Origin of the sequence: Nostoc sp. (assembly GCF_036919675.1) — a bacterium.
Taxonomy (GTDB): Bacteria; Cyanobacteriota; Cyanobacteriia; order Cyanobacteriales; family Nostocaceae; genus Nostoc.
Map to the genome: position 1 here is coordinate 37144 of NZ_JBALCP010000129.1, position 20851 is coordinate 57994.

Consider the following 20851-nt stretch of genomic DNA (forward strand, 5'->3'; position numbering starts at 1 on the left):
CTTGACTAAGAAGCTGATTCTCTAGCTGTAGGTGAACCTATCTTTTTACTAGGGGATGCAGAAGAATCCTGCCCACTTGTCCGCAGTTTTGGTTTGGGAGAAGCATGTCTTTCTTCACCATTGCTGCTATCTGATTTCCATGCAGAACGGGGGCGATCGCTGGAAGATTCACGACGCTTGCCCAGTCTGGGTTTGGGAGCAGAAGATTCCTCTTGGGGAATTTCCACGTCTGAACTCAACCAAGCGGGACGAGTTTGATCGTAAGCAATTTGCAGTGCCGCTGCGGCGATCGCTTGAGCATCGTATTCTTCAATCAGTTCGCTGACAATTGGCAAGAATGAAGCCAAACGCTCACCTGTCAAAGCTTCTCGCACCTGTTCTTGTAATTTCAGAATGTGTCGTGCTTCAATCTGTGCGCGTGTAGGAATCGTCAGCACTTGCCAAGTTTGGCGGTTATGACGTTCAAATGTTTGCTGCTTGCGCCGCTCAAATGGCTGTACTAAAGAAATTGCTGTTCCTTCTTTACCAGCACGACCAGTCCGACCAATGCGATGGACGTAGGTTTCTACGCTATCGGGTAAGTCGTAGTTGATTACGTGAGAGAGTTGATCGACATCTAATCCTCGGGCGGCAATATCAGTTGCTACCACCCAGCGGACTTGACGGTTACGGAATCGGCTCAATAACCGTTCCCGTGCTTGTTGCGACAAGTCACCGTGGTATTCATCTACACTGTGACCAGCGCCTTGTAACTGACTGGTGAGTTCTGCGGCTGTGCGTCTGGTGCGAACAAAGATTAAAGCTGTTTCTGGATCTTCCATTTCCAGAATCGGCTGTAAAGCTTTGGCTTTTGTCCAGTGACGGGGGATCAGGTAAGCTACCTGATTAATCTTGTTGGGAGCGGCTTTTGGCTGCTCAACGGTGACAGTTGCAGGCGATCGCAAAAACTTGTTCACCAACATCCGAATCGATGGTGGCATTGTTGCCGAGAATAAAGCTGTTTGGCGATCTACAGGTGCTTGAGAGAGGATTTTCACCACATCGTCAATAAAGCCCATGCTCAACATTTCATCGGCTTCATCCAACACAAACCACTTCACTTGATCGAGCTTTAAACAGCCGCGATCGAGCAAATCGATCACCCGTCCTGGAGTGCCCACTACCATGTGAACGCCACGTCTGAGTTGTAACATTTGGCGGTCAATTGATTGACCACCGTAGATTGCTAATACCCGCAATCCTTCATCGCCGATGAACTGAGCGATCGCATCGTGAACTTGCATTGCTAATTCACGAGTTGGCGTTAAAACTATGGCTTGTACGGCTTTTTGATTAATATCCAGCCGCTCTAAAATTGGCAGTGAAAATGCTGCTGTTTTGCCTGTTCCAGTTTGAGATTGACCTACCACATCACGACCAGCTAGCAATTGGGGAATTGCTTGCACTTGAATGTTAGTTGGTTCGGTAAAACCGATTTTTTCTAGTTGTTCGACACGTTCTTGGGAAATGCCTAATTCTTGAAATGAAAGAGTCATTAATTCTCCTAAATTTTTTCTAAGGATTTTTGGATTAGTCATTTAGTCATTAGTTATTAGTCATTAGTCAGCCAGCGGAATCTTAGGGTAAACCCCCCATGAGGAAATACCTCACCAGAAGGGCGAACCCGTAAGGGTCATTTAACAAAAAACAAATGACAATTTAGTTATTGACTACTTGACCATAGAGGTCGTATGTATCAGCGTGGTGAATCGCTATTGGCACGATGGTTCCTAACTTTGCCTGGCCTTTGACATACACCAGACCATCAACCTCTGGGGAAAATCTACCTGAACGACCGATTAATTCACCACTTTCAGGATTTTCTTGCTCAATCAGGACATCAACGATTTTGCCTACTTCCTGTTGATTTTTCTTTTGAGAAATCGGTTGCTGGAGTTCCATAAGTTGGTATCGGCGCTCGTCCATCACCAGTTGGGGCAACTGATTTGGTAGCTTGTAAGCTGGGGTTCCTTCCTCAGAGGAAAAGGTGAAGACACCAACATGGTCGAATTCATGCCGCTGGACGAACTCTAGTAGATGCTCAAAATTCTCGCTTGTTTCTCCTGGGAAACCAACAATAAATGTTGTCCGCAGTACGGCTGTTGGTAGCGCCGTTTTGATGCGATCTATAATCCCATCATTTACCCGTCCTTGCCAAGGACGGTTCATGGCGCGGAGAATATCTGGATGAGAATGCTGCAAGGGCAAATCCAGGTAAGGCAAGACGTTGGGTGTTTCTTGGATCGCTGCTATCACATCTGGGGTCAGTCCCGTGGGATAAGCGTAATGCATTCTGATCCACGGTATATCTACTTTCCCCAAAGCGCGAAGTAATTCGGCTAACTTTGGCTTACCGTAAATATCCAAACCGTAATTAGTGGTGATTTGGGAAATTAGAATAATTTCCTTTACCCCTTGACTAACTAACTGCTCCGCTTCGGCGACTATAGATTCAATAGTACGCGATCGCTGGTTTCCTCGAAGATGAGGAATTATACAAAATGCACAACGATAATCACATCCTTCTGCAACCCGTAGGTAAGCTACGCCCTCCGTTGTCGTGCGATAGCGTGGTGTAGTTTCGTCGGCAATGTAGGTTGGTTCGATACTAACCTGTTTGACCCGCTCACCTTGTTCTACACGCTCAATTACATTTACAATTTTGTGATAATCGCCTGTACCCACCACCGCTACTGCTTCGGGCAACTCCTCCAAAAGTTGTTCCTGGAAGTGTTGCGCCATACAGCCAGTGATGACAATTTTTTTGTTTGCCTCTGCCAGTTCTACCAAAGTTCTGACAGATTCAAGTCTCGCTGCTTCAATAAAACTACAGGTATTAACAATAACGTAATCTGCTAATTCTTCATTTGTATCTACACCGTAGCCTGCTTCTACGAGCATTCCCAGCATGTGTTCTGTATCAATTCGATTTTTCTCGCAGCCCAAGTGAGAAATGGCAATTGTTGGCTTGTCACCCATATTTTGAAAAAATCTTCATTTTTTTCTTCTTGTAGTCAAACATTCCAGTGCTAACTTTGCTTTTTTGCTATCAGCATCCTCATGAAAACAGTGCAGTGGCAAATTCCCACTGTCAACAACTGTCTGTGGACTCATAACCCTATCAATAAATAAAAATAGAGGTCATGTTATGATATTCCTATCAATCTGTTCCCCAGGGTAAATTGAAGTGTCTTTGGGTACATTTGACACTCGTAATCTTTTTTAACAATTCGCCTATTGGTATTTTACATTACCGCAGCGTGTGCGTTGTTAACCTACCCATCGGGAAGCCGCCCAAAGGGCTTGTTGTGAGAAGTCGCTACCCTCAGGGAAATCGACGAAAGCGACTACGCCTATAAAGCAGTAATGCTACCCTGGCGATTGGCAAGTCCTACGACAGTGCGCGGACCAGACGCCTAAACCACGGAAAGCTGCCTCGCGTCTAGTGAGTGGCAAACTCCTCTTGTAGCCAAGTTTTATCTTAACATATCTTATGGGAGGTTTGATGCCAATTTCAATCTGAGGAAGGAGGCAGGAAACCGACTATCATAAAACACATTTGACTAGTTAATGAGAAGTCAAGAGTCAAGGGTCATATAGTCAATAGTCAAAAAATTGTGGACTCTGGACTTTGCGAGGCGGATTAAAGACGTGGACTTATATCAACTATTTAAAACTCGCTCACCGATTATTGGCGTGGTTCACCTACTACCACTGCCGACCTCACCTCGTTGGGGAGGTAGCCTAAAAACGGTGATTGACCGCGCCGAACAAGAAGCCGCAGCCCTGGCAAGCGGAGGGGTTGATGGACTGATCGTGGAGAATTTTTTCGATGCGCCGTTTACCAAAAACCAAGTTGATCCAGTGGTTGTGAGTGCCATGACCATTGTGGTGCAGCGGATACAAAATTTGGTGCCTTTGCCTATAGGCTTAAATGTTTTGCGAAACGACGCCAAAAGTGCAATGGCGATCGCTAGCTGTGTACAAGCGCAATTCATCCGTGTCAACGTTCTCACAGGGGTGATGGCAACCGACCAGGGATTAATTGAGGGAGAAGCCTATCAACTACTCCGCTATCGACGGGAGTTAGGCTCTGATGTTAAAATCCTGGCCGATGTGTTGGTGAAGCACGCCCGTCCTTTGAGTTCTCCAAATCTCACAGTCGCCGTGAAAGACACCATTGAAAGGGGTTTAGCAGACGGGGTGATTTTGTCAGGCTGGGCTACTGGTAGCCCTCCTAACTTAGAAGATTTGGAACTAGCTTGTGATGCAGCAGCTGGCACGCCAGTGTTCATCGGTAGTGGGGCCAATTGGGAAAATATTGATACATTGATGCAGTCAGCAGATGGTGTAATAGTTTCCAGTTCCCTGAAACGTCACGGACGCATAGAGCAACCAATAGACCCAATTCGCGTCAGCCAATTTGTGGAAGCCGCACGTCGCAATTGGAACTCCAAAGGTGAAAGCAAATCAGCAGAACAAGTGAAGTTACATTCTTAGGGAGTGGCGAAAGAGAGTTAGAAGTTAGGAGTTATGAGTTATGAGTTTTAAATTAATTGTTCCTAACTCCTTATTCTTAACTTTTCACTCCTCACTCTTAACTCTTAACTCCTAACTTTTACCAATCTTCAATCCCCAATAGCAGTTTATGATTCGCCGCCGTTCTACTCCTTGGATTCATAGATGGTCGCGGCCATTGATTGCCGCGATCGCTGGATGTGGTGCCCTGACAACAGGTTATCTCACCATAGAAAAGTTAACAGGAAACAGTGCAGCTTGTGTGGCACAGGCTGGTGTGAAAGGCTGTAATGATGTGCTTTCCAGTGCTTGGGCAACAGTTTTTGGCCAGCCATTAGCCTTGTTTGGGTTTTTAGCATATACCAGTATGGTAGTACTGGCTTTGGCTCCCTTGGCAGTTAACCGAGAGCAAAATAAACAGCCGCGCTCGAACTTAGAAAACTTGACCTGGTTGCTGCTGCTGGCTGGAGCGATCGCTATGTCTGTCTTTAGTGGCTACTTAATGTACCTGCTGGCATTTCAAATCAAAGCCACTTGTCCTTACTGTATCGGTTCAGCTTTGTTTTCTCTTAGTCTTTTGGTACTGACAATTATCGGTCGGACTTGGGAGGATATTGGGCAAATCTTCTTTACCGCCATTATTGTGGGGATGGTGACGCTGATTAGCACTTTAGGCGTCTATGCTGGCGTGAATCAATCAGATGTTACACCTGGAACTTCTGGACAACCCACAAAAATTACCTTTACTTCCAAAGGAGACCCTAACCCAGCGTTCGGTTGGGAAGTTACCACTACTTCTGGTGAGGCAGAAATAGCCCTAGCTCGCCATCTGGCAAAGGTAGGCGCGAAGGAATACAGTGCTTACTGGTGTCCTCACTGCCATGAACAAAAGCTGCTTTTTGGTAAAGAAGCCGAGGAAATAATTAATAATGATGTTAAGGTAGAGTGCGCTGCCGATGGACTCAAAGCTCAAATAGAACTGTGTAAAGCCGCAAAAATTGAAGGCTTCCCCACTTGGATGATCAATGGTAAAAACTATAGCGGAGTCCAAAACTTAGAGGAACTAGCGAAAGTTTCTGGTTACACAGGCCCCCGTAACTTCAAGTATTTCAAGTAATTGCCTTGAAGAAGCCTGCACCGACCTAGCGGTACCGTGTAGTTCGCACCCCATAGTCAATCAATTTTGGATTTTGGATTAACGATTTTGGATTGACCCCGACCACAAGGGTATGGGGCAAGCCGAATTTTAAATTGAGAATTTTGGATTTGTTCCGCCCACGTTAGCGTAGCGGGACGAAGTCCGGGGCGGGGCATGAACCAAAAAATCTTTTATCTAAAATTCGTAGTCAACTGGATGAATACAGCAAAGTTTGTTTCCGGTTGGCTTTTTTATTTTTGGTAATAGATAAGAGGTCTTGTCCAATACGCTTTTTCCCAATTTTCCAGCGGCTTTTATCTGTAAACACCTTAGAGGATGTTTGAAAAGTCCTCAAGCGTGTGTTTTACTACCCTGGCTACCGAGAAACTGCTACGAGAGAATCGGAGTTCTGGGATTTGAGATCGCACCTCTGAGTCGCACTTGAGGCTCAAGCCGACCCTTTTCAAACATCCTCTAAGACGATGTTTGAAAAGTATTGTTATTAACATTAAAACCTCCCAAAACTAACCCCCTGAGCAAGCCTATGAGCTAATAGGGATTTCAAAGCCTCTCTTTGCTTGCCTAACGGCAGGCTGACGCCAACGGGGAGAGGAATGGAACTGGGGTTTTTAGTATACTTTACGACTTTTCAAACATCCTCTTAAGCTAAAAAACATTAATCAAGTATATTTACTCGAAAATAACGTATACTTTGATTTATTTTTACAGGACTTGGGAGCCATTTTTGTATGTAATCATGTCAGCGCCGAATCCAAAGGTTTGTCTGTTGAAAGTTACTGTAATTCTAAGTAAAATACATAATTGCTCACAAATGTGGGAATCTAATTGAGTAAGCTTTACCAGACAAGGCTTTGGGCGTTAAATTCACTGAACTCACTTTCAACAATATTATTAATCTGTGCTGATAGCCACAAAAGTCCCAGTTGCCGTTTGGTCAGATAATTGGCCTCAATATATGGAAGTTGGTTGAATATGGCTGAAATTGAGTTGAGCGTTTTAAACAGACAATGCCTTGATTGACGTATTGCTCACAAAGAGGTTTTGAAACAGGAAATCACTGCCTGGGAAAAACACAGAAATGAACTCTTTTGTGAAGTAGATTGGCAATTTCCTACCGAAGATCCCCGGATTAAATTGAAGCGCCTTTATCCGTCAATTAGTTCTTGACAGACTACTAGGTAATGGGAATGAATCAGCAGCTAGGCAAGCATTGTGTGAAGTTAATCTTTGAACTGAAACAATCGCTTCGTCGAGGACACAGGGAGTTAATTACTGCCGCCAGCGTTGCAGTCTGCGTCCTGCTTTTGCACTCCATCGGATTATTGCAATCTTTGGAGTTGGCAGCTTTGGATCAATTTTTTCGCTTACGTCCAAATGAACCGCCAGAAGATCGTATTACTATCGTAGTGATTGATGAGGCTTATTTAAACGAAGTAGGTTGGCCGATTCCAGATATAAAGATTGCCCAGCTGTTGCAAAAATTAAACGTCCACAAACCCCGTGCTATTGGCTTAGATATCTACCGAAATTTGCCAGTAAAGCCTGTTAATCAAGAACTGCCTAATGCTTATAAGTCAATGCCCAACTTGATTGGTATTGAACAACTAGCAAATGACAAAAACGTTAGTGTTTTACCTCCACTGGGACTAAATCAGAATCAAGTAGGCTTTAACAACGTGCTGTTTGACTCTGATGGTAAAGTCCGTCGCAGCTTGTTGTATTGGCACGTTGATAATCAGTTACACGAAAGTTTTGCCCTGAAGTTGGCTTTATTGTATTTAAACTCAGAAAATATTACTCCCAGCAAAGCAAAAAGCAACCCTGAGTATTTGCAATTGGGTAAGGCAGTATTTACTCGTTTTCAGGCTAATGATGGTGCTTATGTCGGAGCTGATGATAAAGGCTACCAAATTTTGACCAATTTTCCCAAACCCAAATGTCAAAGTTCATCTGGAGAATTTTATAGTTTTCGCCAGGTATCGATGAAAGATGTACTGGCAGGTAAAGTCAAAGAAAACTTAATTAAAGATCGAATTATACTCATTGGCTCCACTGCACCCAGTCTCCAGGATTTTGTATTTATTCCCTACTCCAGCAGTCTGATGGGTACGGCAAAGCCTGTACCTGGTATTCAACTGCAAGCTTATTTTATTAGTGAGTTAATCTCCGCTGCTCTGCAAGGACGACCCTTACTCAAAGTCTGGCCTGACTTAGCGGAATACTTATGGATTTTTATCTGGTCTTATCTGGGAGCCATGACGACATGGCGGATACGACACGCAACTAGGAACCTGCTCAGTATCCCAGTTTCTTGTTTTGTATTAACTCTGAGTGCGTACCTTGCTTTCTTGTATGGTTGGTGGATACCGATTATTCCCTCACTGTTTAGCTTTGGCAGTTCAGCTATTTGGATAACCAGTCATATTGCCCACATGCAGGAAGAGTGGAAACGTTCCAAAGAATTTTTGCATCACGTAATCAACACCATTCCTGATCCAATTTTTGTGAAAAATGAACAACATCAGTGGATTGTTTTAAATGAGGCGTATTGTCGATTTATCGGTTATCCGAATAAGTTGTTAATTGAAAAGTCAGACTATGACTTTTTCCCTAAACATGAAGCCGATGTGTTTCGACAACAGGATGATCTTGTTTTCCAGACTCAGCAACCCCAGGAACATGAAGAAGAATTTACAAATGCAGATGGTCAGACTCATCAAATTGCCACTAAGCGATCGCTTCACAAAGACGCAGCTGGCAATTTATTTTTAGTTGGGGTCATCCGAGATATTACTCAGCGCAAACTCATGGAAGAACATCTCAAGCGTACCGCTGATGAACTATTCCGCTCTAACAATGAATTAAAACTCAAACAAGACAACTTGCGTTATTTAGCATATCACGATCCCCTGACTGGTCTATCCAATCGCAAATTTTTTGCCGAACAACTTTACGAGTCATTACATGGGGCGCAACACGGCAACTTGTTGCTAGGAGTGTTGTTTATTGATTTAGATGGCTTTAAGCAAGTCAATGATACTCTGGGGCACGAGACAGGCGATCGCTTGCTAATGACTATCGCTGAACGACTCAGCAAATCTTTACGCGCTAGTGATACAGTTTCTCGTTTGGGTGGCGATGAATTTACTGTAATTTTACGGGCAATTCCTAATGTCCAAATAGCTGCTAAAGTCGCTGAAAAAATTTTAAGCAGTATTATCAAGCCAATTGTTGTAGACGGCGATGCAATCCGAGTCTCTGCCAGTATTGGCATTAGTGTCTACCCATACAACAGTCAAGACAGTGAAACTTTGATAAAACAAGCAGATGCAGCAATGTATCGTGCCAAGCGTCTGGGTAAAAATCGCTACGAGTTTGCTTAATTAGTCAAGAGTCAAGCCCCCAGACTTTTCTCACTTTAGTCAATATTTTTACCCTAAAATTAGGAATGTGGACTTGAAACACGTTCAAGCCACTGTCTTGAAAAAGCATTGCGTATATGCCTAGAAATGGCTTTTTAGGCAATCAACATGGAGACCTAGCAAGACTTTTTTACCTAAAGACTAAACCTAAGAACATAGGTAGGAAAGGAATTAGGGTAATTAGGAAACTAGCTTAATTTTAAAATTATTTTTAATTTCAAAAAATATACTTATATTTACTCGGTTTATTACGGTGTTTTATAGTTCAAACGTTTTTAAAATTCTTGTAATCTGGAAATTTCGTTGTTTTATCTTTACTGTAATTAAATTCAAACTCTACGAAGAAATAAGTATTTTTTGATATTTTTATGAGCTACGTTTTTTGAAAAACATAGTGTTTATACTGATGAACATGAAGATACTATTAATAAAATAGTGATTTAGGCGAAATTCTCATAGGGATTAATCAACATATCTAACTTTAGACTGATGTAAAAACAGTATATTTAAGAATACCAATTAAGTATCAAAACTATTTAATACCAGCAGATTAATTTTTAACTACAAGTAGATACCACCATGATTTGTACAGTAAGTATAAGAATTTAATAAAGTTGAAATCTTTTTACAAAAAAGTAAGTAAATATACGATAGACCAGAAAAAATACGTTTTGAAATTAAAAATTAGTAATTTTACTGAAATTTATGAAAACTAACTTCCGAATTACAAAGTTTATCATATTGTGCATAAGTGCTTATATCCTACTACCTAAAATTGCCACTTACACATGTATTTTCAGCAGTGCAAGTGCTAATACTTTGCCCGCTACTAGCAGCAAAGTTTTAATCGCTCCCAAGGTCAATTCTCAAAATTTAAAAGACATATATATCCCACCAAATTATGGTGGTCCCGACAGTCAGCATGGTAGCGGCACCCGCTGATAGCAATAGTGCTAGCGAGTTATAGAGCATGGGGGGACTAGTAGTAACGATGTAGGAGCATCACCCGTCCCTGGCGCAGCGACCACAGGATAAGGAATTAAAAGCCTGTTATCAAAACTTCAATCAAGACAATAGTGAAGATTTCCACCAATGATGTGTTTGTACAAGTGTGTGAACTTGCCAATTTGGGTCTGGTTGAGAATAATCTAAACGGTAGTGTCCGCCTCGGCTTTCGGTTCTAAAAACAGCACTTTTGAGAATTAAATCAGCCACATCTAATAAATTGCGGGTTTCTGCCCAAAGTCCTAATTGCCGTTCAACATCTGGTAAGTCAAAACTAGCTGGTTCTGCGGGACGTAAAGCAAGCAAGAATTGACTTAAATGTAAAGCCGCGAAATCTTGCTGCCAAGATTCAATAGTGGCGATCGCAGTTTCCAACCCTGATTGCTCCCGACAAATACCAGCACTTTCCCACACTAGACGTGGTAACTTTTCCCTGAGTGCTTCTAGCTGTGCTTGCTGGATGTGCCACTCACTAACATCAGCACTAAATTTCCGTAATGGCAGCACTGGTGTTTCTGACGGCAACCCAATATTTTCCAACTCAATCTGGCCCATCTGCGCCCCAAACACAATACATTCCAGTAGGGAATTACTGGCAAGGCGATTTGCCCCATGCACCCCGGTACTAGCGGTTTCACCCACCGCGTACAAACTCTTAATATTCGTGCGATTCATCAGATCCGCGACAATCCCGCCCATCCAGTAATGGGCAGCAGGGGCCACAGGAATTGGTTCATGGAAGACATCAATGCCCCAATGCTGACAAACTTTGATGATGTTGGGAAAGCGGTGACGAATCTTGTCGGCGGGGATGGGGCGCATATCCAACCACACATGGGCAGTCGCCAGATCAACGGCGGTACGTTGTAAATGGCTGAAAATTGCTCTACTGACCACATCTCTGGGTGCGAGTTCACCCGCCGGGTGATAGTCAAAGGCAAAACGCCGCCCTTCGTTATCCACAAGGTGTGCCCCCTCGCCGCGTACAGCTTCGCTAATCAGAAAGCGATCGGCACCAGGTTTAGTCAGGGCAGTGGGGTGAAATTGCACAAATTCCAAATCGCGGAGGATCGCCCCAGCCCGAGCTGCGATCGCTACCCCATCACCCGTACTCACAGCCGGGTTAGTGGTTTGGGCAAATACCTGACCGCCGCCGCCAGTTGCCAATACCACAGCACCAGCTCTTACCCATGTGATTTCACCTTGATAAAACAGGCTTATTCCCTGACAGCGACCACTTTCGGGTTCGATCCACAAACTTAAAGCCAAAGCTTGCTGAATGACTTGAATATTCTGGCGACGTAATACTTGGGCGGTGAGGGTAGTGGTAACTTCCCTCCCTGTGGTGTCAGCGGCGTGCAAAACGCGGTTGCGAGAATGGGCAGCTTCTAAAGTTAAAGCCAAGGCTTGACCATGACGATCAAAAGCAACCCCCAAGTTAACTAAGGATTGAATACAGTTAGGGGCAAGTTGGGCGAGAAATTCTACAGCGGTGCGATCGCATAAACCCGCACCTGCCCGGATCGTATCTTCAATGTGCAGCGTCGGAGAATCTTCCGGGGAAACGGCTGCGGCAATGCCACCTTGCGCCCAATCACTGGCGGACAAAGCAACAGTTTCTTTGGTAATCAAGCCGACTCGCAAGGACTCTGGTAGACACAGCGCTGTGTATAGTCCAGCCGCACCAGCACCGACTACTAAGACATCAAATTGGCTAGGAATATCTATCTGAGGCAAGGTAATGGGGGAGTTAGAAGTGAGGAGTTAGGAGTGAGGAGTGAGGAGTGAGGAGTGAGGAGTTTAGAATTTTTAACTCCTAACTCCTAACTCGTAATCGGATCCCACTCCCTAGAATCAGGAGTGGGCTGCTATTTGCTACATTAACTGCAAGGTGCAGTTATCTGTAGATGCCGTTGTTAAAGCGATCGTCTCCCTCGTTGAAGGCAGGCTCTAGTTCTGTCACGGTGAATTTATCGAAGTTGGCTTGCAAGGTTTCTTTTTGGCGATCGCTCAATCCTGGAAGATCCAATACATCCTCTACTTTTTGGTAGGGAGCATTCGTGATGATTTTCTTAGCCAGGGTGGGATAAAGCCCTGGATACTGTTGAAAAGCTCGGACGTTGGTATTATTTAAATCAATTTTTTTACCAAATTCCGTTCCTAGCTTCGCGTCTGCCCGATTCTGCCGCTGAATTGCCAGAATTGGGACTTGAGGAAAAGCAAAACTGTTGAAACTAGCAGCTTGGGCTATTTGAGTTGTTCCCAACCATCCCCAGCAACTAAGTAACAAACTAAACACTGTTAATAAACGCACCAATCCTTTCACGATTTTCTACCTCTTTCCATCAAACAGAAATAAAAGTTTTAAGCTAACAGGCGTCAGCGGTCATTAGTCATTAGTCAGAGTGCCAAAGACAATTGGACTTTGGACAAAACCTGATAGCTTAATCAACACAGCAGTCATCAGAAACTAATATACAGCGGATTAATATCCACAATATTTGCCGTTACTGGGTTTGACTCTACTTTTGCCAAAAATTTTCATAGTGGTAAGAGTGCCTGCATAGCTGCAATAGTATTCCATCCATGATCCTGGTAGCATTCCCAGCTAGACGAAATCTTTTCGGGATGGCTGATTCTACCTCCCAAGCAGACATGAAACCGGGCGATGTCTAATACCGAAAACCCTAGCAAGAAGACTTGATGCTGATGGATTGTTATGTAATATTTCTTAACTAATAAATCATCTACAGCATCATTTTTGATGTGCCGTAGATTGGGCTGGAAAAAGTTTCGGTTTTGATATTACCCAATTTTTGAATATTTAGGCTGCGATCGCAGCTAACAAAAATAGGCTGTCTACCAAAATTGTGCTTAAAACTGCGCCACTAAAGGCATACCAGTGTCTTTGATTTCGACCTAAAGGTAAAATTCCGACTGTTAACAGTACTAAGGCGAGAATTATTGCCCAAGCTTGTCCCCAAGGCGTTTGTACTTGCATTAGGGCATTTTGTAAGATTTGTGGTGCGCCATCTGCATCTACTCTCATGATTTGCCGCCAATAGGGCATCAAGTCTGCTAGATAAAAATATACATCTGTTAAAACTGTACCGAGTAAAGAACCTAAATAAAACCAGCTACCCACCTTACCCCAATTCTTCGCCAGACACCAGCAAGCAAGCGGTAAGCCTATAGATTCTACTGGCAGATGCCATAAAGGTTCCCAACGTAACCAGCCCCAGTAAATCGCTCCTGCTAACCAACTCCAGCTAAATCCTAAGAGCAAATCTCCCCATACGTAAGTTGCAGTCCGTGACATTAAGGTAAAACTTAGCCACACCCAAAATGCTGTCAGCGCTAAACTTAGACTTGGTAGCGATCGCACTATAGGCGCTTCTACAAATACTGGTACTGTTACCAAAAACACCGCCGCCGCAAACATTAACCAAGTTTGTCGGGCAGAAATAGATAAGGGGAGAGAGGGAGAAAAGGAGAGTGTAGATTCTAATTGCCTGATCCCCTTCTGCCCAAGATCAGCTAAATCCAAGTCGGTATCAATAGAAGGGGTAGAAGCACTGTAGGAGGACAGTGTATTATTTATCAAAGTTTTTAATATTTGTTACTAAACTTTATCTTACTTAAGATATCACATCTAAAAATCCCCATAGGGGGGATTTTGATTGGATCTAAATTTTATCAAGGTTCGATGTCACCCGGAAAAACTGAGTACAACAACGTAAAGTTGGATAATTCGTAAAAGTACGCATCCATTTTAGGAGTCTAGTTAATGGTGACAATCTTAGAAGTGGGCGGGATGAATTTACTCTTCTCGCAACTGTTACAGGTGGGAGGGTCGGCAACTGAAGTGAACTTGATACAGCAACTGCTTGAGGCATTTATTCTGGGGATTGTCCAAGGGATCACAGAATTTCTGCCCATTAGCAGTACTGCTCATCTACAAGTGTTCACCAAGGCGTTCCACTGGGAAGAATTGGGGTCGAAAGCTTTTCTAGCGACGATTCAATTTGGCAGTGTGATTGCCGTCTTGATCTATTTTCGACTAATTATTGCTCAAGTTTTAAGTGGAGGCTGGGCGGCTTTTCAAGAAAAAGACTGGCAGCGAGAAGAATGGAGATTATTAGTAGGAATAGCAATAGGAACCTTGCCTGCTCTAGTGGGGGGATTTCTGCTGAAGAAGGCACTAAATAATCAAAATTCGGAGATTAACAGCATGACTACCATAGCTGTGGCTTCTATTGTGATGGCACTGTTACTAGGTGCATCTGAAAAATTGGGCAGTCGCAAGCGAGATTTTAAAGACATAACCATTCTAGATGGACTGCTGATCGGATTAGGTCAGATGCTGGCTTTAGTACCAGGTGCGTCTCGTTCTGGCTCAACTTTAACAACCGCCTTATTTCTGGGGCTGGAGAGGCAGACAGCAGCAAGATTTTCCTTTCTCTTAGGAATTCCCACCCTGACTATTGCCACCTTATATGAATTTTTTAAAGAAGCACTGGGCAAAATTGACTTGCTAGTGGTGGGAGTAGGGACATTATCAGCGTTTGCATTTTCTTATTTATCGATCGCCTGGTTGTTGCGATATCTTCAAACTAAGAACACATGGATATTTGTCTGGTATCGTTTGGCATTTGGATCGGTAATCCTCAGTGCGATCGCGGCTGGATTGTTGAAAAATAGTTAATACTCATTGGTCATTTATCATTTGTGATTTCTCCAAACCAGACGATGAATGCCCAATGACGCCACTTGCTCCATGCCCTATGACTACAATTCATCCTGCCCGAATTACTAAGGTTCTACCAGACTCAATAGCCGCAGAGATTGGCTTTGAGGCTGGGGATGCGATCGTTGCTATCAATGGTACACGTCCCCGCGATTTAATTGATTATCAGTTTTTGTGTGCTGATGAAGTTTTAGAATTAGAAGTTTTAGATGCTACCGGTAAAACGCATAGCCTAGAAATTGAAAAAGATTATGACCAAGACTTGGGGCTAGAATTTGAAACTGCCCTATTTGATGGCTTAATTCAGTGCAATAATCGCTGTCCATTTTGCTTTATCGACCAACAGCCACCAGGTAAGCGCACCAGCTTGTACTTGAAAGACGATGATTACCGTCTGAGCTTTTTGTACGGCTCTTATCTTACCCTAACCAATTTGCCAGAAAGAGAATGGCAGCGGATTGAGCAAATGCGCTTGTCTCCGTTGTATGTTTCTGTTCATGCGACGGAGGCCCAAGTCAGAATTCGACTGCTAAAAAATCCGCGTGCGGGACAAATCTTGCAACAACTCAAGTGGTTTCAAAAAAGGCGACTACAAATACATGCTCAAGTGGTTGTTTGTCCTGGTATAAATGATGGCAAACATCTGGAACAAACTCTCAAGGATTTAACGTCCTTTCATACTGGTGAAGTGCCTGCGGTGGCATCGGTGGCAGTTGTGCCAGTCGGGTTGACACGGTTTCGGCCTTCAGAAGACGAACTGACATCCGTAACTAAGGAAAAAGCAAAAGAAGTGATTTCCCAAGTGCAAAGACTCTCGCGGCAATTTCGTCAACAATTAGCTTCCAGCGTTGTTTGGTTAGCCGATGAGTGGTTTTTGATTGCAGGTGAGGAATTACCCAGCGAATCTGAATATGAAGAATATCCCCAAATTGATAACGGAGTTGGTTCGATTCAATTATTTCTCAAGCAATTTGCCACCGTTGCAGCAGAATTACTCCCGCCAAAAGTATATCCTCAAAGAAAATTCACTTGGGTAGTGGGCAACGCCGTAGAAAAAGCATTTCAACCAATTTTGAAACGCTTAAATTTTGTTGAAGGTTTAGAAGTCAATATGCGTGCTTTATGTAGTGATTATTGGGGACAGACTATCAGTGTAACCGGATTACTAACTGGTCATGATTTGCTTTTAAATTTAGAAGGGCAAGATTTAGGTGATGGTATTTTACTACCGAATGTCATGTTAAAAAATGGTGAATTAGTGTTTTTAGATGATCTGAGTATTGAGGAATTAGCTGGACAACTAAATACAAAAATTTTTCCAGTAGCAGGAGTTGAAGATTTAATCAAAACATGTATTTTCAATTCTGTTCAGCTTTAGTTATCAAAGATCAGTTGTTTTTCGGAGGTAATTTATTGTTATGCTGGATGATAAATAAGAAGTAATGCCTAATAACTAATCCACTCAGGAGTCAGTAGTGAAGAATCGGGAAAAGGATCATGAAAAGGCTAATTTACAAATAAAGAAAGCCGGATTCTTCATTTTAATTTTTAATATTTTAATCTTAAATAGTTTTAGTATTTTGCCAGTAACAGCGGCGACTGAAGAACCTGTATTGAGCGTAGTCCATAGCCAAGAAAATGCAAATCAATGGACAGGGATAACTGACCGCTTACAGGCAATAGGGGTGAAATATTGTGTAATTCCCCTAACTGATGTCAGGAGTGTGGCAGATTGGGGCGATCGCCGGGTATTATTTTTGCCAAATGTTGAGACATTAACACCAACCCAAGCGATCGCTCTCGAAGAATGGATGAGTAAAGGAGGGCGCTTGATTGCCAGTGGCCCCGTAGGTAATCTATCAGCGCCAGGAGTGCGGCAGTTATTGCGATCGCTTTTGGGAGGTTATTGGGGATTCAGCCTCAGTGACACAGAACAGATCAAACCCACAAAAACCAATATCCCTGAATGGGCAAATCAAACTCAACTCTTTGGCAAAGTCCGCGGCGGCGTTGTAATTCCTAATGATATGGGCACTGAATCTGCTGCTGTTTGGAATTCCAAAGATAATCCTGCTGCTGTAGTGACAACTGAGCGTTCCACCCTTTTGGGCTGGCGCTGGGGAACAGATGCAGCCTCAGCAGCCGGGTTAGATAATGCCTGGTTAAAAGCTGCTCTCAATCACTATTTGACAGCGCTACCACCATCGAATCGCATGAAAAAAATAGCAGGAGGTTCCCAAAACTGTTCTACAACGGTGGCGGCTGCGCCAAGGGAGCAAGGGGGCAGCACTTCTCTACGAGACGCTGCGCGAACGGCTACGCTCAGTGACCGGGGGGCAGGGGCGCAGGGGGGCAGTTCATCTCCGTCATCTCCCACTCCTCCTAAAACTGCCACTGCTCCCATCCCTAGAGGGCTGACTACAGTCAAACCCTCAAATTCTGAGGCTATTGATCAGTTGGAACAAGCGGTACGTCTAGATGTTGCACCTAACTCCAATGAGCCGATTGACAACAATGAAGCGATCGCTCTCCAGCAAGAGCTAGAAAATCTAATTGGTCGGGTGGAAAGCGCTAATTTAGCCGTGTCAGCTGATGCAGCTAATGAAGGTGTTGCGATATCTGACGACAAGCAGTCCTCTAGGCATCTACACACCTACACCCCCCAATCTATCAAGCAGCAGCCGACACAATTGGCGTCAACTAAATTGGGGGGACTAGGCATAAGTAAAGACCAAGCCTTGGTACAGGTAAGGGTAATTGCTAAAAACTTACCCCAATTGATTGCCCAAAAAAACTACGCTCTAGCTCGTCAGCAGTGGCTGGTAGCGAAGACGATTTTGTGGCAGCAGTTTCCCGTTGATCAAAGGCTGGCTCAACCGGAAATCAGAGCAGTTTGGTTAGATCGGGGGACGATTGTCCGTGCTGGTAGCAAGGCGGGACTAGCCCAGATTTTTGATCGCCTAGCCCAAGCTGGGATTAATACCGTTTTCTTTGAAACTGTTAATGCTGGCTATACCATTTATCCCAGCCAAGTGGCAAAAGAGCAAAACCCATTAATTCGTGGATGGGACCCATTAGCAGATGCGGTGAAATTAGCCCATGAGCGAGACATGGAATTACACGCTTGGGTTTGGACTTTTGCTGCTGGTAATCAACGCCACAATCAGATTATCAACGTTAATCTTAATTATCCAGGGCCAGTATTGGCGGCTCATCCCGATTGGGCAAACTACGATAATCTTGGCAACATGATTCCGATTGGTCAGACTAAGCCATTCTTTGACCCAGCCAACCCCGAAGTGCGGCAGTACTTACTCAAGCTGTACGAGGAAATCGTTACTCGCTATGACGTGGATGGTCTACAGTTAGACTACATTCGCTACCCCTTTCAAGACCCATCAGCAGGTCGAACCTACGGCTATGGCAAAGCTGCAAGAGCACAGTTTCAGCAACTTACTGGTGTAGATCCGATAAATATTTCCCCCAGCCAACCAGACTTGTGGCAAAAGTGGACGACATTTCGCACCGAGCAAGTAGATAGCTTTGTTGCCCAAGTTTCACAGCAATTGCGACAAAAACGACCGAATTTGATTTTGTCGGTTGCAGTCTTTCCTCTGCCACAACTAGAGCGGATACAGAAAATTCAACAAAACTGGGAAATTTGGGCAAGGCGGGGAGATGTAGATTTAATCGTTCCGATGACTTATGCTCTGGATACTTCGCGCTTCCAACGATTAGCCCAACCCTGGATCGCCTCTAAACAATTGGGAGCTACATTGTTAGTACCGGGAATTCGCTTACTTTCTTTGCCAACAATTGGAGCGTTCGATCAACTCCAGTTGGTAAGGGACTTGCCAGTTAGTGGTTATGCACTTTTTGCCGCAGAGAATTTTAACAACGAGCTAGAAAAACTCTTTATTAGCACCCAAGGTAGGGTTCAATCTACAACAAGTGAACCGATTCCTCACCGCCAACCTTTTCAAACTGCCGCCATCCGTTACACCGCGCTGCAACGGGAATGGAAATTTGTTTTCCAAAATCACCAACTACAAAAGACTGCTCAGACAATATCAGATTTTAACAACCAAGCAGAAGTTTTACGCAGTGCTTTAAATCAGCTTGCCGTTTCCCCTTCTGCTAGTAAGTTAGTAGTGGCTAGAGCCTCTCTAACTCGGTTCCAGTCTCAATTTCGGGTATTGATGAGTCAAGAGCTTAAGTCAAATTCCTATCAAGTCAAAGTTTGGGAAAATCGGCTTGTAACTATAGAAAGGCTATTGCGCTATGGGGAACGGCGGGTGCAGTTGCGTCCTTAGTGAAGGAGGCAAGTTTAGGACTTACGCACCCTCTACGATTGATTCTTCGCGCTCTTCTTTAACGAGACGCTCCGCGAATCTTCTCTACAAGATGCTGCGCGTTGGCGGAAGCCTCTCGCAGAGATGGCGGTAGCCTGCGGCAAGCCACTACGTGTCTACGCTAAATTAAGCTTTTTGGCGATTTTTGCGTAAGTTGACTAATTAAGAAAAATCGGACTTTAGAATGGCGACAAGACAATTATTAAGTATAAAGTCTAGAATATGAAAATTGTGTATAGTGTCTGCAATCATGAAAGTCTCTGGGCGTTTCTTGCTGCCAGTTTTTTTACTGACCTTTGCAGTAGCCTGTAACCAGACTCGCGCCTCCTTAGATAATCCCACGTCGCAAGCATCTGTACCTTCTGCCCAACTGACACAGAATCCGACACAGCCAAAAAATCTTGTCCGAACTGAAGCACTTTCACCCACACCCATCCGGATCAATCTGAAGAATTTACCAGCACCCTTCGCAACAGAAAGTGCCTCCAAGCGACCTGAGGTTGTGCCCATTCCGCAAAATCCGGTGCTGCGCGTGCCACCAGGCTTTACAGTTAACGTCTTTGCCGAAGGTCTAGATGCCCCACGCTGGCTAGCTTTAACCCCCAGTGGTGATGTTCTAGTGACTGAAACCGAGCAAAATCGGATTCGTCTGTTGCGTGACAGCAACGGTGACGGCGTAGCCGATGTTCGAGAAACCTTTGCTAGTAGGGACAACGGACTCAATAGACCCTTTGGGATGGCTTTTGCAGGTAATTCCTTTTTTCTAGGGAACACAGACGCTGTGGTGCGTTTTCCCTATACTCAAGGTCAAAACAAGATTACAGGTAAGGGAAAAAAAATCGCCGACTTGCCTGCTAAAGGTTATAACAACCATTGGACGCGCAATGTCGTTGTCTCGCCCAATGGCAAGAAATTATATGTTTCAGTTGGTTCAGGAACCAATGTGGATGAAGAACCCCTACCACGGGCTTCGATACAGGTGATGAATTTAGATGGTTCCCAGCAGCAGACTTTCGCTTCCGGCTTGCGTAATCCTGTGGGGTTAGACTTTCACCCGATCACTAAGCAACTTTACGCCACTGTTAACGAACGGGATGGAATCGGTGATGACTTGGTTCCAGACTATCTGACACGCGTTCAACAGGGGAAATTTTACGGCTGGCCCTATGCCTATCTGACGCCAAACAACCTTGATCCTCGTCAAAAAACGGATGGTAAAAGTAAACGCCCCGATTTAGCAGCCCGTACCCAAACGCCAGATGTGCTGTTCCAGGCGCACTCAGCAGCATTGGGTTTGCAGTTTTATGATGGTAAAACATTTCCAAAAAAATACCGCAACGGTGCCTTTGCTGCTTTTCGTGGTTCTTGGAACCGCGATCGCGGCACCGGTTATAAAATTGTATTTGTTCCTTTCGATGCTAAAGGGCGATCGCAAGGCTACTACGAAGATTTTCTCACAGGATTTTTGCTAAATCCTTCTGTACCAACCACTTGGGGACGACCTGTAGGTTTACTCGTGTTGCCAGATGGCAGTCTACTACTAACAGAAGAAACCAATAATCGGATTTATAGAATTCAGTATACGGGGAGTTAAACAATTCAAAATTCA

The 20851-nt window shown here is 44.1% G+C and carries 12 protein-coding genes and 1 pseudogene; 8 read left to right on the forward strand and 5 right to left on the reverse strand.

The features are described 5' to 3' along the window. Window positions 1-5: 5 nt before the first annotated feature. Together V7K49_RS28430 and rimO are read right to left on the reverse strand one after the other, a co-directional pair. Entirely contained in the window at window positions 6-1535 is a 1530-nt protein-coding gene (locus V7K49_RS28430) for a DEAD/DEAH box helicase (RefSeq protein ID WP_334872283.1), read from the reverse strand. Between the two features lie 163 nt (window positions 1536-1698). After that, a complete protein-coding gene (gene rimO / locus V7K49_RS28435) occupies window positions 1699-3018 on the reverse strand; it encodes a 30S ribosomal protein S12 methylthiotransferase RimO (RefSeq protein ID WP_298919489.1) in 1320 nt (439 codons plus the stop codon). A gap of 672 nt (window positions 3019-3690) precedes the next feature. Between rimO and btpA the strand changes: the two genes are divergently transcribed. The 4 genes and pseudogenes from btpA (at window position 3691) to V7K49_RS28455 (ending at window position 9099) form a co-directional block, all read left to right on the forward strand. Then, window positions 3691-4539, forward strand: a complete 849-nt coding sequence (gene btpA, locus V7K49_RS28440; RefSeq protein WP_334797729.1) for a photosystem I biogenesis protein BtpA — start codon at window positions 3691-3693, stop codon at window positions 4537-4539. Window positions 4540-4687: 148 nt separating this feature from the next. Beyond that, the gene (locus V7K49_RS28445) at window positions 4688-5674 is read left to right on the forward strand and encodes a vitamin K epoxide reductase family protein (protein WP_335208610.1); all 987 of its coding nucleotides are present in this window, start codon (window positions 4688-4690) and stop codon (window positions 5672-5674) included. Window positions 5675-6670: 996 nt separating this feature from the next. Continuing rightward, window positions 6671-6883, forward strand: a pseudogene (locus tag V7K49_RS28450) (IS630 family transposase); the annotation flags it as partial. Between the two features lie 20 nt (window positions 6884-6903). After that, window positions 6904-9099 carry a CHASE2 domain-containing protein gene (locus V7K49_RS28455; protein WP_335208611.1) on the forward strand — a complete coding sequence of 732 codons (2196 nt, stop codon included), beginning with the start codon at window positions 6904-6906 and terminating at the stop codon, window positions 9097-9099. 1104 nt (window positions 9100-10203) lie between these two features. Here V7K49_RS28455 and nadB read toward each other — a convergent pair. The 3 genes from nadB to V7K49_RS28470 all read right to left on the reverse strand — a co-directional run bounded on the left by nadB (window position 10204) and on the right by V7K49_RS28470 (window position 13747). Beyond that, the gene (gene nadB, locus V7K49_RS28460) at window positions 10204-11880 is read right to left on the reverse strand and encodes an L-aspartate oxidase (RefSeq protein ID WP_334872253.1); all 1677 of its coding nucleotides are present in this window, start codon (window positions 11878-11880) and stop codon (window positions 10204-10206) included. A gap of 160 nt (window positions 11881-12040) precedes the next feature. Continuing rightward, complete coding sequence (gene psbU / locus V7K49_RS28465; protein WP_273769320.1) at window positions 12041-12469, reverse strand: photosystem II complex extrinsic protein PsbU; 429 nt, start codon at window positions 12467-12469, stop codon at window positions 12041-12043. A gap of 498 nt (window positions 12470-12967) precedes the next feature. Beyond that, complete coding sequence (locus tag V7K49_RS28470) at window positions 12968-13747, reverse strand: DUF3120 domain-containing protein (protein WP_335208612.1); 780 nt, start codon at window positions 13745-13747, stop codon at window positions 12968-12970. 183 nt (window positions 13748-13930) lie between these two features. Between V7K49_RS28470 and V7K49_RS28475 the strand changes: the two genes are divergently transcribed. The 4 genes from V7K49_RS28475 to V7K49_RS28490 all read left to right on the forward strand — a co-directional run bounded on the left by V7K49_RS28475 (window position 13931) and on the right by V7K49_RS28490 (window position 20836). Continuing rightward, window positions 13931-14848 (forward strand): undecaprenyl-diphosphate phosphatase, encoded by a 918-nt coding sequence (locus tag V7K49_RS28475; RefSeq protein WP_335208613.1) that lies wholly within the window; start codon window positions 13931-13933, stop codon window positions 14846-14848. 79 nt (window positions 14849-14927) lie between these two features. After that, a complete protein-coding gene (locus tag V7K49_RS28480; RefSeq protein ID WP_334872260.1) occupies window positions 14928-16268 on the forward strand; it encodes a TIGR03279 family radical SAM protein in 1341 nt (446 codons plus the stop codon). Window positions 16269-16365: 97 nt separating this feature from the next. Next, on the forward strand, window positions 16366-19203 hold the full coding sequence (locus V7K49_RS28485; RefSeq protein WP_335208614.1) for a family 10 glycosylhydrolase: 2838 nt from the start codon (window positions 16366-16368) through the stop codon (window positions 19201-19203). 289 nt (window positions 19204-19492) lie between these two features. Then, entirely contained in the window at window positions 19493-20836 is a 1344-nt protein-coding gene (locus tag V7K49_RS28490) for a PQQ-dependent sugar dehydrogenase (protein WP_335208615.1), read from the forward strand. Window positions 20837-20851: the final 15 nt, after the last annotated feature.

What these genes read in the sequence shown, in the direction of transcription:
- V7K49_RS28430 (WP_334872283.1), bottom strand. Translation starts at nt 1,535, where the DNA reads ATGACTCTTTCATTTCAAGAATTAGGCATTTCCCAAGAACGTGTCGAA.
- rimO (WP_298919489.1), bottom strand. Translation starts at nt 3,018, where the DNA reads ATGGGTGACAAGCCAACAATTGCCATTTCTCACTTGGGCTGCGAGAAA.
- V7K49_RS28445 (WP_335208610.1), top strand. Translation starts at nt 4,688, where the DNA reads ATGATTCGCCGCCGTTCTACTCCTTGGATTCATAGATGGTCGCGGCCA.
- V7K49_RS28455 (WP_335208611.1), top strand. Translation starts at nt 6,904, where the DNA reads ATGAATCAGCAGCTAGGCAAGCATTGTGTGAAGTTAATCTTTGAACTG.
- V7K49_RS28475 (WP_335208613.1), top strand. Translation starts at nt 13,931, where the DNA reads ATGGTGACAATCTTAGAAGTGGGCGGGATGAATTTACTCTTCTCGCAA.
- V7K49_RS28480 (WP_334872260.1), top strand. Translation starts at nt 14,928, where the DNA reads ATGACTACAATTCATCCTGCCCGAATTACTAAGGTTCTACCAGACTCA.
- V7K49_RS28490 (WP_335208615.1), top strand. Translation starts at nt 19,493, where the DNA reads ATGAAAGTCTCTGGGCGTTTCTTGCTGCCAGTTTTTTTACTGACCTTT.